This is a genomic window from Pseudomonas sp. SCPG-7 (assembly GCF_002156405.1).
GTDB lineage: Bacteria > Pseudomonadota > Gammaproteobacteria > Pseudomonadales > Pseudomonadaceae > Aquipseudomonas > Aquipseudomonas parakoreensis.
The window spans coordinates 168726-182640 of the sequence record NZ_MVOO01000005.1 but is presented as its reverse complement, the minus strand read 5'-3'; the positions used below and the strand labels follow the sequence as shown (position 1 = coordinate 182640).

At 62.5% G+C, this 13915-nt stretch carries 12 protein-coding genes; 7 read left to right on the top strand and 5 right to left on the bottom strand.

Annotated features, from left to right (window positions below; translation table 11 throughout):
• Positions 1 to 34: 34 nt before the first annotated feature.
• The 5 genes from B1722_RS12325 to B1722_RS12305 all read right to left on the bottom strand — a co-directional run bounded on the left by B1722_RS12325 (position 35) and on the right by B1722_RS12305 (position 5688).
• Entirely contained in the window at positions 35 to 292 is a 258-nt protein-coding gene (locus B1722_RS12325) for a DUF1652 domain-containing protein (protein WP_041073283.1), read from the bottom strand.
• A gap of 134 nt (positions 293 to 426) precedes the next feature.
• A complete protein-coding gene (locus tag B1722_RS12320) occupies positions 427 to 1923 on the bottom strand; it encodes a helix-turn-helix transcriptional regulator (RefSeq protein WP_086792700.1) in 1497 nt (498 codons plus the stop codon).
• A 187-nt stretch (positions 1924 to 2110) separates the two neighbouring features.
• A complete protein-coding gene (locus B1722_RS12315) occupies positions 2111 to 3004 on the bottom strand; it encodes a LysR substrate-binding domain-containing protein (protein WP_041073287.1) in 894 nt (297 codons plus the stop codon).
• A 6-nt stretch (positions 3005 to 3010) separates the two neighbouring features.
• Positions 3011 to 5224, bottom strand: a complete 2214-nt coding sequence (locus tag B1722_RS12310; protein WP_086792698.1) for a xanthine dehydrogenase family protein molybdopterin-binding subunit — start codon at positions 5222 to 5224, stop codon at positions 3011 to 3013.
• Positions 5224 to 5688 carry a (2Fe-2S)-binding protein gene (locus tag B1722_RS12305; RefSeq protein WP_041073291.1) on the bottom strand — a complete coding sequence of 155 codons (465 nt, stop codon included), beginning with the start codon at positions 5686 to 5688 and terminating at the stop codon, positions 5224 to 5226. Before B1722_RS12305 ends, B1722_RS12310 begins: the two co-directional genes overlap by 1 nt.
• 118 nt (positions 5689 to 5806) lie before the next feature.
• Between B1722_RS12305 and B1722_RS12300 the strand changes: the two genes are divergently transcribed.
• From B1722_RS12300 to B1722_RS12270, 7 genes are all read left to right on the top strand, one after another.
• Positions 5807 to 6697 carry a LysR substrate-binding domain-containing protein gene (locus B1722_RS12300; protein WP_086792696.1) on the top strand — a complete coding sequence of 297 codons (891 nt, stop codon included), beginning with the start codon at positions 5807 to 5809 and terminating at the stop codon, positions 6695 to 6697.
• 337 nt (positions 6698 to 7034) lie between these two features.
• Positions 7035 to 7964 (top strand): amidohydrolase family protein, encoded by a 930-nt coding sequence (locus tag B1722_RS12295; RefSeq protein ID WP_086792694.1) that lies wholly within the window; start codon positions 7035 to 7037, stop codon positions 7962 to 7964.
• A 4-nt stretch (positions 7965 to 7968) separates the two neighbouring features.
• Positions 7969 to 8874 carry an amidohydrolase family protein gene (locus B1722_RS12290; protein WP_003224037.1) on the top strand — a complete coding sequence of 302 codons (906 nt, stop codon included), beginning with the start codon at positions 7969 to 7971 and terminating at the stop codon, positions 8872 to 8874.
• Positions 8875 to 9163: 289 nt separating this feature from the next.
• Positions 9164 to 10549, top strand: coding sequence for a UbiD family decarboxylase (locus B1722_RS12285; RefSeq protein ID WP_086792692.1), 1386 nt, complete (start codon positions 9164 to 9166; stop codon positions 10547 to 10549).
• Positions 10550 to 10560: 11 nt separating this feature from the next.
• A complete protein-coding gene (locus tag B1722_RS12280) occupies positions 10561 to 11175 on the top strand; it encodes a UbiX family flavin prenyltransferase (RefSeq protein ID WP_176393373.1) in 615 nt (204 codons plus the stop codon).
• 75 nt (positions 11176 to 11250) lie between these two features.
• On the top strand, positions 11251 to 12291 hold the full coding sequence (locus B1722_RS12275; protein WP_086792688.1) for a GTP-binding protein: 1041 nt from the start codon (positions 11251 to 11253) through the stop codon (positions 12289 to 12291).
• Positions 12292 to 12548: 257 nt separating this feature from the next.
• The gene (locus B1722_RS12270) at positions 12549 to 13904 is read left to right on the top strand and encodes a nucleobase:cation symporter-2 family protein (protein ID WP_041073301.1); all 1356 of its coding nucleotides are present in this window, start codon (positions 12549 to 12551) and stop codon (positions 13902 to 13904) included.
• Positions 13905 to 13915 lie beyond the last annotated feature (11 nt).

Genomic DNA, 13915 nt, shown 5'->3' with positions numbered 1-13915 from the left:
AGTAACGGATCCACACCCAAAACAGCCAAAAACCCTAAGCCATATCCGGATCCCGAGCAGCCCGCAAAGAATTACTCTCCAACTCATACCGCAACTCATCAATCAACGCCGCCACAGCCTCCGGCGTTCGCAACTCATTGAGTTTCAACCCGCTGATCACCAGATCCACCTGTCCCGACTCCCGGTGATACAACTTCACAGTCAGCGAATGATCCCCATCCACTGAACACTCGCACGCCAGTGGCGAGAAACTCTGCTCAAGGCTGGCGCGCAACTGCGCAAGATTCATCATGGAGCTTGTTCCTTTAGCTGTTTCGAAGGGAGACGATCCCAAGCCAACAGGCTTGTATCGCACCCCACCAGACTAAGAACTGCCCCACCGCGCCAGAACCTGCATTTGCACCTCATCGATTAGTGCATTTGCACCTACCGTTGCCCCTTGGCGCCGCGTTCGCCGGAAAACAGGCCCCGCTCCCGCGCCCACACAATCGCCTCGCTGCGACTGTGCACATCGAGCTTGGAATACACCGTCGCCACATGATTGCGCACGGTATTGGGTGCCAGCTTCAACCGGGCGGCGATCTCCTTGTCGGCCAACCCCTCGCAGATCAGCCCCAGCACGTCGCGCTCACGCGCCGTCAGATCAGTGAACGACACGCTCGGCAGCTGCGGCGAGTTGACCTTCTTCACATTCGCCAGTTTTTCGATCAGCGTCCGGCTGAACCACGAAGCATCCTTCATAACCTCTTCGATCGCCGCCACCAGCTCCAGCTCGGTGCGCTTGCGTTCGGTGATGTCCATCAGCACCAGCAGATAGCACGGCGTGTCCTGAATGTTCACGGTGTCAGCCGACACCGCGCACTCCAGCAGCTCTGCATCCTTCCTGCGCACGCGGACGTCGACCCGATCAATCCGACCGCTTTTGGCCAGGGCGTTCAGCAGCCGGGCCCGCGCACCATCGTCATCGATGAAATGCAGCTGGGTCACGGTTTTGCCCACCACCTCGTCGCTGTCGTAGGCGAGGGTGTCGAGGAACGCCTGATTGACATCAATCACCTGCTGCTCGTCAGCACTGCAGATCAGAATCGGCACCGGGGTCAGGCGAAACGCCTTGGCGAAGCGTTCCTCACTCTGACGCAGCGCCACTTCGGCCTTGTGCCGCAGCTCCATGTCGACGAAGGAAAACAGCATGCAATCCTCATCATTGAGCACCAGAGGCTGCCCGGCGACGATCACTTGCTTGCTGCCGCCATCGGGCAGCCGCAGTTGAGCCTGCATCTGTGGAATGGTCGCCACATCGCGCAGGCGCTGGATCGCCAGATCCTTTTTCTCAGCCTGATCGAAGACATCGATTTCATAGGCCGAGGTACCGATCACCTGGTCGCGGGTGTAACCGGTCATCTCCAGAAACCCCGGATTAACCTTGATGTAACGCAAGTCGCTGAGGCGGCAGATCACCGCCGGCGCCGGGTTGGCATTGAAGGTCTTTTCGAAGCGCTGCTCGGCATTGGCCCAATCGGTGACGTCGCTCATGATCAGCACCAGCGACTCCGGCTGCCCTTCGCGGTCGGTCAGTACCATGCTGCGCACACTGTGCACCCAGACGCATTCCGGGTCATCCATGGCAGACATTTCGACCAACAGGTCGCTGAATACCTCACAGCGTGCGACGCGGCTGATCGGATAGTTCTCGGGCGGCAACAGGTGGTTGTTGCGATAACGCAGCGTGAAACGCTTGGCATACTCATCGGCATTAGTGCCCAGCTCGCCGATCCGGCTGACACCGTGCATGGTCAGTGCTGCCTCGTTGGCCCAGAGGATGCTCTGATCGAGCTCCAGCAGAATCACCCCGTCGGACAGCCCGGCGATAATCTGCTGCAACTGGCGACGATTGGTTTCAGTGGTCAGGACTTCCTGGCTCATTGGATCTCCACAGGGAATGCGCGTGTGAAGATTACGACCGCAGGCGTTCGTGATCGTGCCGAACATAAATATGCGCCCCACCACAGTCCCCTGTGGGAGCGAGCTTGCTCGCGAATACGGTAGTTCTTTCAAATAATCTGTCGGCTGACACACCGCCTTCGCGAGCAAGCTCGCTCCCACAAGGGGATCAAGGTTGATCTGAGGTTTCCACCAGCTCGCGCAACGTATCGAGAAACAGCCTGAGCACCGGCGAAGCATCATCGGCGCGGTAAGTCGCGTACAGCGGCACTTCCGGCAGCGCCGGCGTCAGCTTGCGAAACACCAGCCCTGCCGGCGCCAGTTGCTCGATCGAAGCCGGCAACAGCGCCACCCCGAACCCGGCGCGCACCAGGCTGAGCAGCGTCTGCACTTCGATCACCTGCTGGCGGATCTGCGGGGTGAACCCGGCCTGAACGCAGCACTGATAAAGGAAGTTGGCAAACCGCGACTGCTTCAGTTCCAGCGCAACGAACGGTTCCTGCGCCAGATCCGCCGGAGCCAGCAGCTCGCGGCTGGCCAGCGGATGATCGGCCGGCATCACCACATGAATCGGTTCGTAGATCAGCAACTCGTTACGCAGCAACGGATCGTCATAACCGACCCGAAATACGCAGGCGTCGATACGTTTCTCTTTCAATGCCTTGACCTGCGCCGCCGGGGTCATTTCATGCAGGCGCCAGTTCACCTGCGGATAACGCTCACGAAACAAGTGCAGGGCCTTGGGCAGCACGCCGACCATCACCGAACTGATCATGCCGATTTCCAGCTCGCCGAGTTGCCCGCGCCCGGTCTGGCGCGTCAGATCCAGCGCCCGTTCCAGTTGTTCGAACACCAGCGGCGCCTGCTCCTTGAGCATCTGCCCCGCCGCTGTCAGTTCGACCCGGTGGTGACTGCGCTCGAACAACGGCGTGCCCAGCTCCTCCTCCAGCAGGCGAATCTGCTGGCTCAGCGGCGGCTGACAAATGTGCAACCGCTCCGCAGCCCGACCGAAATGCAACTCATCGGCCAGGGCCATGAAGTACCGCAGCAGGCGCAGGTCCATGGCGGCTTACCCCAGGCTCAGCGGTGTCGACCGCTGGCGCACGCCGGTCAACGCAAACAAAGCGTTGGCAATCGCCGGGGCCACCGACGGACTGCCCAACTCGCCGACGCCACCGGGTTTGCCCGGCTCGCCATCCAGCACCACGATATCGGTGGCCGGCATGTCCGACATCCGGGTCACGCGGTAGTCGTGGAAATTGCTCTGCACCACCCTGCCCTGTTGGATGTCGAGGCGATCAAACAACGCATGGCCCAAGCCCCACATCAGTCCGCCGTAGATCTGCTCCTCGACCCCGCCCGGCGACACGGCCAGACCGCAGTCGACCACACACGTCAGTTTCTCGACTTTCGGCTTGCCATCGACCGTCGCGACCCGCGCCACCACGGCGATAAAACTGCTGTAACCCTGAAAGGTCGCAATGCCCAGCGCGGTGCCGGGCGGCAACGGCTGGCCCCACCCGGCGCGTTCGGCAGCCTGTTTGAGCACCGCCACATGCCGTGGCCGTTCCTGCATGTTCGCCAGCCTGAAGGCCAACGGATCGGCGCCCGCCGCGTGGGCCAGTTCGTCCATAAAACTCTCGACGGCAAACACGTTGGGAATGAAGCTCACCGAGCGATACCAGCCGCTGGGCACCTGGCTTTCGTGCTTGACCCAGTTCAACTGCAGATGCGGCGGACGGTAGGCGAAGTCCCACGCGGTGATCGCCTCGGTGGTGCTGTAATCCATGTGATCCGGGCGCTCGAAGTAACCCGGCTCCCACTGCTCCGGCGACGCTGGTGACACCGCGTGCAGTTGCAGTGCGTTGAGTTTGCCTTGGGCATCCAGCGCGCCTCTGACCCGGTGCAGCGTCGCCGGGTGATTGAACAGTGCGTGCATTTCGTCTTCGCGGCTGTTGAGCAACTTCACCGGCACGCCGGTCTGTTGCGCCAGAAATGCCACTTCGAACAACCAGTATTTGGCCTCCCGCGCACCGAAGCTGCCGCCGGACACCAGTTCATTGATGGTGACCTTGTCCTTGGCGATGCCGCAGACCGTTTGCGCGGCTTCCAGCGCCGACGACGGCACCTGCACGCCGCCCCAATAGGTGATCGCGTTATTCTTGACCTGTGCGGTGATGCAGATCGGTTCCAGCGGGTTCTGCACTTTGTACGGCATGTGGTAATCGGCTTCGATCAGCTGCGCCGCGTGCGACCATTGCGCGTCAACATCACCCTGCGTCATGGCTTTGATGGTCTGGCTTTTCGGGTCGGAAATAGCGGCCGCTTGCGCTTTGCCCAGTTCCGCGCTGTCGAAACCGGCCAGCGGCGAATCGCTCCATTTGATCTCCAACAGCTTGCGCCCCTGCTGCGCCGCCCAGAACGTCTCGGCCAGCACCGCGACGCCTTCCAGGTTGCCACCGAGCACGTCCGGGCGGCCGGGGACTGCAATCACCTGGCGCACGCCCGGCACCTGCAATGCCGCCGCCGAATCCACGCTGAGAACCTTCGCCCCGACGACCGGCGCGCGCTGAATCACCGCCACCAGCATCCCCGGCAACTGCACGTCGATGCTGTACTTGAAGCGTCCGCAGACCTTGGCCGCGGCATCGCGCTTGTGGCGCAGTTTGCCGATGTATTTGAACTGCGCCGGATCTTTCAGCGTGATCTTTTGCGGCACCGGCAGATGCGCTGCGACGCCGACCAGTTCGCCATAGCCGAGGCTGCGTTGACTGGCGGTATGCATGACCCGACCGTCCTCGGTGGCGCAACTGTCGGGGCTGACCTTCCATTGCTTTGCCGCCGCCGCGATCAGCAGCGCCCGCGCCGTGGCCCCGGCCATGCGCAAGCGCTCGTATTCGAGAGAAACACTGGTGCTGCCACCGGTGGAGAACACTTTCCAGACCGGATGAATGTAGGTCTCGAAGAACGGATCTTCCGGGGTGATCACCTGCACGGTCATCGGGTTCACATCCAGCTCTTCGGCCACGCACGCGGCCAGCGCCGTTTGCGTGCCAGTGCCGGAATCGTGCTTGTGCACCACCAGTTTTACCGTGCCGTCGGGGAAGATCCGCACCCAGGCGTTAGGCTCGAATTCCGTGGCCGGCGCCAGGGTTCTCGAGTCGCTGGCGGCGCTACCGGACGGCAGGTACAGAGCAATCGCCAGGCCCGAAGCGACCGTCGCCGCTTGCTTGAGAAACACCCGGCGGGACGGTTTGAGCAAGGTGTCGTCGCGCAGCCTCATCAGGCCTCCTTCGGCGCGTTCGCCGCACGTTTGATCGCTTTGTTGATCCGCCCGTAGGTGCCGCAACGGCAGATATTGCCGCTCATCGCATTGCGGATCGAATCGTCGGTCACTGCCGCGCCAGTGTTGAGCAGCGCGGCGGCGGACATGATCTGCCCGGATTGACAGTAACCGCATTGCGGCACATCTTCGGCGACCCAGGCCAGTTGCAGCGGATGACTCTCGCTCGGCGACAAGCCTTCGATGGTAGTGATGCTGTGGCCCGCGACGGCGGCCAGCGGCAACTGGCAGGAACGCACCGCGACGCCGTCCAGATGCACGGTGCAGGCACCGCACAGGCCCATGCCGCAGCCGAATTTGGTGCCGGTGAGTTTCAGTTGATCACGCAGTACCCATAACAAGGGCATGGAGGGGGACGCTTCATCCAGCTCGCGTCGTTCGCCGTTAACCGTGAATGCGATCATTGTCAGGCTCCAAAAGAGCGGCCCGTCTTTGTGCGGGCCTGGTGACCGATTATTGGAACCCCGGGCAAACCGCGGCCAGCGACGATTTCTGCCAACCGCTGTAAGCAGGACTAACAACATGTACAAGCGATACCCGTCGGTGCAGTCCATGAGTGCGTTTATCCACGCGGCGCGCAGCGGCAGTTTTTCCAGCGCGGCGCGCAAGCTCGACCTGACGCACAGCGCGATCAGCCAGCAGATTCGCGCACTGGAAGATTTCATCGGTCAGCCGTTGTTCGTGCGTGAGGGCGGCGGCAGCAACCTCACCGATGCCGGGCAGTTGTTTGCCAGCGTGCTGGCGGACGGGCTGGCGCAGATCGACCGGGCCCTGTCCTCGGTGAAAAACCGCAGCGTGGCGCAGCGCCTGACCCTGGACGTCGACAGTGAACTGGCGCAGAGCTGGCTCAATCCGCGCCTGCCGGAATTGCTCGACGGACTGCCGGATTACGAGGTGACGCTGCTGTCGATGCCGCGCAGTGATCGCAGCAGCTTCGAGCGGGTGGATCTGGCGTTGCGTTACGGATATGGCGATTGGGATGACTGCGAGATGACACAGATCTGTGGCGATCGGGTGCTGGCGGTGGCTTCGCCGGCGTTGCTTGAGCGCTGTGGTTTGCAGTTGCCGTTGAGCCCTGCGCAGATCCTTGAATTGCCGCTGTTGGGCTATACGCGACGCTCGTGGATTCCGTGGCTGGATGCGGCCGGAATGCCCCCGGTGGAGCCAGCGGCGCGGGTGATTTTCGATAATGCGGCCAACCTGATTGCGGCGGCTGAAGCCGGGGTTGGTGCCGGGCTGGTGCGCGGTTTGCTCGCCGCCGATGCGTTGCGCAGTGGGCGGCTGGTGGCGTTGAACGAGGCGCAGATTGCTGCGCATTACAACCTCTACGCGGTGTGGCCGCATGGGCAGGCTGAGCGGGTGGCGCCAGTGGTTGAAGCCATCAAGCAGTTGGCCCTGCGTACACAAACTTGACGCCATCGCTGGCAAGCCAGCTCCCACAGGTTTTTGTGGTGTGACACAGATCGGATCAACACTTCGATCACTGTGGGAGCTGGCTCGCCAGCGATGGCGTCGGCACATTCACCCTGAAACCCAAACCATATCGCCCAAGTATCACCACCGCGTCCAATTAATATTGTACGAACCCCTCCCCCCTTTCCAATACTCGCCCTCAGCAACCACCCACCCGGGCCGGATGCGAACAGGCGAGGGAATGCGCGAGACCTGCGCATAGAAATGGCCGATTGCCCGGGGCGTGGATGCCGAGAGCCGCAAGGCTCCCTTCCCCGCTATCAGGAGATCGACTTCAATGATCATCGATATCAGCTGCTATCCCACGGATCTCGTGGACCTCGCCTGGAGGCATGACGGTGACCCGTTCACCGGCGAGCGTCTGCTGGAGATGATGGATGGCCCGTACATGGTCAACGGCAAACCTCGCCGGATCGACAAAGCCTTCATCCAGCCGCCGCAGGGCAACACCATTTACACCTGGACCGACGGCGAACTCTCGGGCCGCGAATCCATCGACGCCTACATGGCCTACACCCTGAAAATGGTGCAGACCTACCCGGATCGTTTCATCGGCTGCTTCGTCTACAACCCGCGCTGCGGCGTGGAAAACGGCGTCGAGGCGATCGAGCGCTACGTCAAGCAACACGGTTTCAAGATGGTGCAGATGCAGGCCAACATGCACGCCTACCGGCCTGATCGTGCACTGGACTGGGTGCGCCCGTGCTTCGAGAAATGCGCCGAGCTGGGGATTCCGGTCAAGCTGCACACCGGCGACGGGCCGTACAGCATCCCCTCGGAATGGGTACCGATGATCAAGGAATTCCCCAACGTGAATTTCATCATGGCCCACTTCGGCGTGCAGACCGGCGGGGTCTATGTGTTCGAACCGATGCAATGGGCGATGGAGCTGCCCAACGTGTACTGCGAATCCGGCTGGTGCCTGCAATCGCGGATCGTCGAGTTCGCCAAGGTCTTGCCAACGCACAAGATCCTGTTCGGCACCGACACCCCGCCGAACGAACCGGGCATGTGGCTGCGCCTGCTCGAAGTGCTGTGCCACGAGCCGCCGCAGGGCCTGAACCTCGACGAGGACACCCTCGAAGAGTATCTGGGCAACAACACCGCGCGGATGATCGGCCTCGAACCGACCCCGCCGCCGCGTTCCGTTTCCGAAGCAGAGGCGCAACTCAAGCGCCCCGTCACCACGCAACTGGCCAGGAGCTGAACCGATGATCATCGACACCCATCTGCACCCCACCAACCTGGTCGACGAGGCCTGGCGCCACACCGGCGAACCGTTCACCGGCGAGCGCATGCTCAAGCTGATGGACGGCCCGTACATGATCAACGGCAAGCCACGCCGCATCGATATGGGTTTTATCCAGCCGCCACCGGGCAACACCGGTTATCGCGACGGCAACCGCCGGGGCCGCGAAGGCGTGCGTGACTACATGTCGTACGTCGCCGAACTCTGTGTGAAGTACCCGGACCGCTTCATCGGCAACTTCAACTTCAACCCGCGCTGGGGACCGGAAAACGGTGCGGCGGAGCTGGAATTCCACATCAAGGAATACGGCTTCAAGATGCTCAAGCTGCACGCCAACATGCACGGCTATCGCCCGGATCGGGCGCTGGACTGGCTGCGTCCGGCGATGAAAGTCTGCGCCAAGTACAACATCGTGGTGCTGATCCATACCGGCGACGGCCCGTACACCATTCCGACGATGTTCTACCCGATCATCCGCGAGTTCCCGATGGTCAATTTCATCATCGGCCACTTCGGCATCCAGACCGGCGGCAACTACTCGTTCGAGGCGTTCTGGATGGCGATGGACACGCCGAACGTGTACTGCGAATCCGGCTGGTGCTTCCAGTCACGGATCGTCGAATTCGCCAAGGAACTGCCGCGCAACAAGATCGTGTTCGGCACCGACTCGCCGCCAAACGAACCGGGCATGTGGCTGCGCGAGCTGGAGGTGTTGTGCTCACCGGCACCGCAAGGGCTGGGCATCGACGAGGACCATCTGGAGGACTACCTGGGCAACAACATCGCGCGGTTGTGCGGAATCGAACCGACGCCACCGCCGAAGGATCTGGTTGAGGCTGATATTCGCCTGACGACCACGTACCTCTGATACCGCTGTTCGCTGAAGCCATGCTGAACCCTTGTGGCGAGGGAGCTTGCTCCCGCTGGGTGGCGAAGCCGCCCCGCTTTTTCCCAATGAGCTTGGGCCTGCTGCGCAGTCCAGCGGGAGCAAGCTCCCTCGCCACAGGAATCTCCTCAGCACCTAAGTGAACAGTAGAGGCAACACAGCGACTTTACAGGCACGAAGATGACCCGGCGTTTGCTCGACCGGCAGGCCAACGGCTGCTCGATCCAACACCTTCTCACCCCTGCGTGCCTGCTTTTTACGAGGTGAAACCATGACCCGTTCGACGCTCGGCGATTCTCAGGATTTTCACGTGTTCATCGATGCCTATCGCCGAGAGTACCCGGACGATGTGCTGACCATCACCCAACCCGTTTCTGCCGATCAGGACATCACCGCCCTGGTCGATGCCCTCGCCGCGCAGGGCCGCGACCCGTTGCTGATCTGCGAAAACGTCGGCGGCCTCAAGGTGCCGGTGGCGACCAACCTGTTTGCCTCCCGCACCCGCATCGCGCGGTTGTTCGGCGTAACGCCTGCACAACTGCACGAAACCTTCCAGCGCCGCGCCAACCAGCCCATCGCCCCGCGCTACGTGGAAAGCGGCCCGGTGCTTGATGAAGTGTTCGAAGGCGAAGCCGTGGATCTGGCGCTGCTGCCGATGCTCAAGCACTTCGACAGCGATCGCGGGCCATACATCACCAACGCGATCATCATCGCCGAGGACTCGCTGACCGGCATCGCCAACATGAGCTACCACCGCTCGATGCGCCACGCCCGCCAGTCCCTGGCGACCAGCCTGCACTCGCGCGGACATTTGTGGCGAATGCTGCAGACCGCTCGTGAACGCGGTGAAGAATTGCGCGTGGCGATGGTGGTCGGCGCGCATCCGCTGTTCATGCTCGCGGCGGCAGCGCGCTTGCCCTACGGCAGCGATGAACGTGCCGTCGCTGGCGGTTTGTTCGGTGCGCCGCTGGAACTGGTCAAGACCCCGCGCTACGGCATCGGCGTCCCGGCATACGCCGAGTTCGTTCTCGAAGGCGCCATTGACCCGACGGCCTACGCCGAGGAAGGTCCGTTCGGCGAGTTCAGCGGTTATTCCTCGGATCGTTCGACCAACAACGTGCTGCGCGTCGACACCCTGTTGCGGCGCAAGGACGCCTGGCTGGTCGATGTCATGGGCGGCCGCTACGCCGAGCATCTGACCCTCGCCCGTCTGCCGCGGGAAGCGGAAATGAGCGAGAAGCTCAAGGCGCGTTTCCCCGCCGTCACCGCCGTGCACTACCCGAACTCCGGCACCCACTTTCATTGCTACGTGGCGCTGGATCAGAGCCGCGACGGCGAAGCGCGGCAGATCATGCTGGCCCTGCTCGGCTGGGATCCGTATCTGAAAAGCGTGATCGCGGTGGACAGCGATATCGACATCACTGACGACAGCCAGGTGTTGTGGGCGCTAGCCACGCATTTCCAGCCGCACCTCGATATTTTCATGATCGACGGCTTGCCCGGCAGCCCGCTGGACCCGTCGTCCTCGGTCAACGGCACCACGTCGCGCATGGGTCTTGACGCCACCCGTGGCTCGGGCTTCGACGGGATCAAGGCGCAGCTCGATCAGGACGTGCTCGAACGAGCGCGGCAACGGCTCAAAGGGTTGCCGTTGTGAACCGCCAGCGGATGGTGGTCGGCATCAGCGGCGCGTCCGGCTTCATCTACGGCGTGCGCCTGCTGCAATTGCTCGCCGAACTGGACATCGAAAGCCACCTGATCATCAGCCGCGCCGCGCTGCTGACCATGGCCCACGAGACCGACTACAAACTGGCCGATGTCACTGCACTCGCCAGCCACTACCACCGCGCCGATGACGTCGCGGCCGGGATTGCCAGCGGTTCGTTTCGCTGCCTCGGCATGGTGGTCGCGCCGTGTTCGATGCGCACCCTGGCGGAGATTGCCACCGGTACGTCGTCCGGGCTGATCGGCCGCGCTGCCGACGTCACCCTCAAGGAGCGCCGCACGCTGGTGCTGATGGCCCGCGAAACGCCGCTGACCCTCGCCCACCTGCGCAACATGACGGCCGTGACCGAGATGGGCGGGATCATCGCCCCACCGGTGCCGGCGTTCTACGCCCGGCCCGAAAGCCTGGCGCAGATGGTCGATCACAGCCTGGGCAGAGTGCTCGACCTGTTCGGCCTCGATGCTGGCGTTGCCACCCGCTGGAAAGAACACCCCGGCCCCTGTGGGAGCTGGCTTGCCAGCGAAAGCAATAGGTCAGTCGGCATCACTGGTGAATGACACACCGCCATCGCTGGCAAGCCAGCTCCCACAGTTGATCGCACTCCGACTAAAAACACAGGTAAGGAGCTCCAGATGAACACCCCCTTCAACGCCCCAACCCGCAACACCAAAATCCCCGTGACCATCCTCACCGGCTTCCTCGGTGCCGGCAAAACCACCCTGCTCAACTACATCCTCAAGGAAAACCACGGACGCAAGATCGCCGTGATCGAAAACGAGTTCGGCGAGGTCGGCATCGACGGCGATCTGGTGCTCAGCTCGGAGACCGAAGAAATCTACGAAATGGTCAACGGCTGCGTGTGCTGCACCGCCGAGGTTCGTGAGGATCTGGTGCGCATCGTCCGCGAACTGGTGGCGCGCCCGGTGCGCCTCGATCACATCCTGATCGAGACCAGCGGGCTGGCCGATCCGTACCCGGTGGCGCAGAGCTTTTTCATCAATGACCCGATTGCCGAGGACGTCGAACTCGATGCGATCGTGACCATGGTCGACGCCAAGCACATCGCCCAACACCTGGAGGATCTGCAACTGGATGGCGTCGACAATCAGGCGGTGGATCAGATCGTCTGCGCCGACCGCATCGTCATCAACAAGGTCGATCTGGTCAGCCCTGAAGAGGTGGACATTCTGCGCGGCAAGATCCGTGGTTTGAACGCCACGGCGGATCTGGTGACCTCCACTCATGCGCAGATCGACCTGACGAAAATTCTCGGCATCGGCGCCTTCGAATGCACGCAGAAGCTCATGGAAATCGGCGCTGAACCTGAGCATCACGACCATGAACACCACCATGATGAACCCGACCACGAACACGATCCGAGCGTGTCATCGGTGGGCATCGCCGTCGACGGCGCGGTCAACCTGATGGCGTTCCACCGCTGGATCAGCGAACTGCGCTCGTCCCAGGCCGACAACCTCTACCGCATGAAAGGCGTGCTGGCCGTGGCCAACGAAGACCAGCGCTACGTGCTGCAAGGCGTGCACAGCCTGGTGGAGTTCCGCGCCTCGACCGCCTGGGGCACGGAGCCCCGCTCGAGCAAGATCGTGTTCATCGGCCGCGACCTGGATCGCGCGGCGCTGAACCAGGGCTTTGCCGCCTGCCTCGCAGGCTGAACAAGGCATCGGAGCCGGTGGATGGCGGCTTCGGGCACGAATGACTGGAACGATCAATTGGCGGTGACCCGGTACCTGTGGCGAGGGAGCTTGCTCCCGCTGGGTCGCGAAGCGGCCCCTGAAAGCATGGGCCTGCTGCGCAGTCCAGCGGGAGCAAGCTCCCTCGCCACAGGTGTCTCATTACGGCATCAGGCAATTGATCGGCATCAGACGAATACCCCTCTCTACCGCATAAAAACAGCCAGAGGTGATTCCCCATGTCGTCAGCCACTCCTTCCTCCACCGTGCACCCCGTCGACCGCGTTTTGCCGGTGCGACAGATGCTCACCCTCGGCCTGCAGCACATGGCCGTCTCGTACATCGGCGCCATCGCCGTGCCGTTGATCGTTGCCAGCGCCCTGAAAATGTCCCACGCCGATACCGTGGTGCTGATCAGCACCACGCTGTTCTGCTCGGGCATCGCCACCCTGTTGCAGACCGTCGGTTTCTGGAAATTCGGCGTGCGCCTGCCGATCCTGCAAGGTGTGGCGTTCAGCAGCGTCGGCCCGGTAATCGCCATCGGCAGCAACCCCGAAGTGGGCTTCCCCGGGGTCTGCGGCGCGGTGATCGGTGCCGGGATTTTCACCCTGCTGATGGCGCCGTTCGTGGGCCGATTACGGCGGTTTTTCCCGCCGGTGGTGACCGGTTGCATCGTCACCGTGATCGGTCTGCAACTGTTCCCGATTGCCTATGAATGGGTCGGTGGCGGACGCAATGCGAGCAACTTCGGCGCGCCGGCCTTTCTCGCGGTGGCGGTGGTGGTGCTGCTGACCATTCTGCTGGTCAATCGCTATGGCAGCCCGCTGCTGCGAAACATGGCGGTGCTGGTGGGCATGCTGGTCGGCGCCGGTCTGGCCTACGGTCTGGGCATGGGCAATTTCCACAGTGTTGAAGAGGCCCCGTGGCTGACCGTGCCCTACCCGTTCTACTTCGGCCTGCCGACGTTCAGCCTGATCCCCATCGCGACCATGGTGGTGGTGATGATCGTGCAGATGGTCGAGTCGATGGGGCTGTTCGTGGCCATCGGCGACATCGTCGACAAACCGGTGGAAGACCAGCAAGTGGTCAACGGCCTGCGCGCCAATGGCCTGGCCAGCACCATCGCCGGAATGTTCGCCGCATTCCCGTTTATCGCCTTCATGGAGAACGTCGGTCTGGTGATCCTGACCGGCGTGCGCAGCCGTTGGGTGGTCGCCGTCAGTGGCCTGCTGATGTGTTCGATTGCGCTGGTGCCCAAGGCCGGGGCGATCATCGCCTCGATGCCGACGGCGGCGCTGGGCGGTGCCGGCATTGCCATGTTCGGCGTGGTCGCGGCGGCGGGTATCCAGACCCTGGCCAAGGTCGACTACGAACGCAATCGCTACAACGTGTTGATCGTCGGTTTCACCATCGCCGCCGCGCTGGTACCGGTGCTCGCCCCGACTCTGTTCAAACAACTGCCCGAGTGGTCACAGCCGTTCCTGCACAGCAGCGTGGTCATCGCCTGCCTGGTGTCGGTGCTGCTCAACGCAGCGCTCAATGGCGTCAGCGTGCCAGACACCACACCCGGCAAATCCGCCTCGCACATTCTCTGACTGGAGCCTGC

Bases quoted from the DNA above. Each gene is read 5' to 3' on its own strand.
- B1722_RS12325 (WP_041073283.1), bottom strand. From the start codon at position 292: ATGATGAATCTTGCGCAGTTGCGCGCCAGCCTTGAGCAGAGTTTCTCG.
- B1722_RS12270 (WP_041073301.1), top strand. From the start codon at position 12,549: ATGTCGTCAGCCACTCCTTCCTCCACCGTGCACCCCGTCGACCGCGTT.
- B1722_RS12275 (WP_086792688.1), top strand. From the start codon at position 11,251: ATGAACACCCCCTTCAACGCCCCAACCCGCAACACCAAAATCCCCGTG.
- B1722_RS12290 (WP_003224037.1), top strand. From the start codon at position 7,969: ATGATCATCGACACCCATCTGCACCCCACCAACCTGGTCGACGAGGCC.
- B1722_RS12300 (WP_086792696.1), top strand. From the start codon at position 5,807: ATGTACAAGCGATACCCGTCGGTGCAGTCCATGAGTGCGTTTATCCAC.
- B1722_RS12280 (WP_176393373.1), top strand. From the start codon at position 10,561: ATGGTGGTCGGCATCAGCGGCGCGTCCGGCTTCATCTACGGCGTGCGC.
- B1722_RS12310 (WP_086792698.1), bottom strand. From the start codon at position 5,224: ATGAGGCTGCGCGACGACACCTTGCTCAAACCGTCCCGCCGGGTGTTT.
- B1722_RS12295 (WP_086792694.1), top strand. From the start codon at position 7,035: ATGATCATCGATATCAGCTGCTATCCCACGGATCTCGTGGACCTCGCC.
- B1722_RS12305 (WP_041073291.1), bottom strand. From the start codon at position 5,688: ATGATCGCATTCACGGTTAACGGCGAACGACGCGAGCTGGATGAAGCG.
- B1722_RS12315 (WP_041073287.1), bottom strand. From the start codon at position 3,004: ATGGACCTGCGCCTGCTGCGGTACTTCATGGCCCTGGCCGATGAGTTG.
- B1722_RS12285 (WP_086792692.1), top strand. From the start codon at position 9,164: ATGACCCGTTCGACGCTCGGCGATTCTCAGGATTTTCACGTGTTCATC.
- B1722_RS12320 (WP_086792700.1), bottom strand. From the start codon at position 1,923: ATGAGCCAGGAAGTCCTGACCACTGAAACCAATCGTCGCCAGTTGCAG.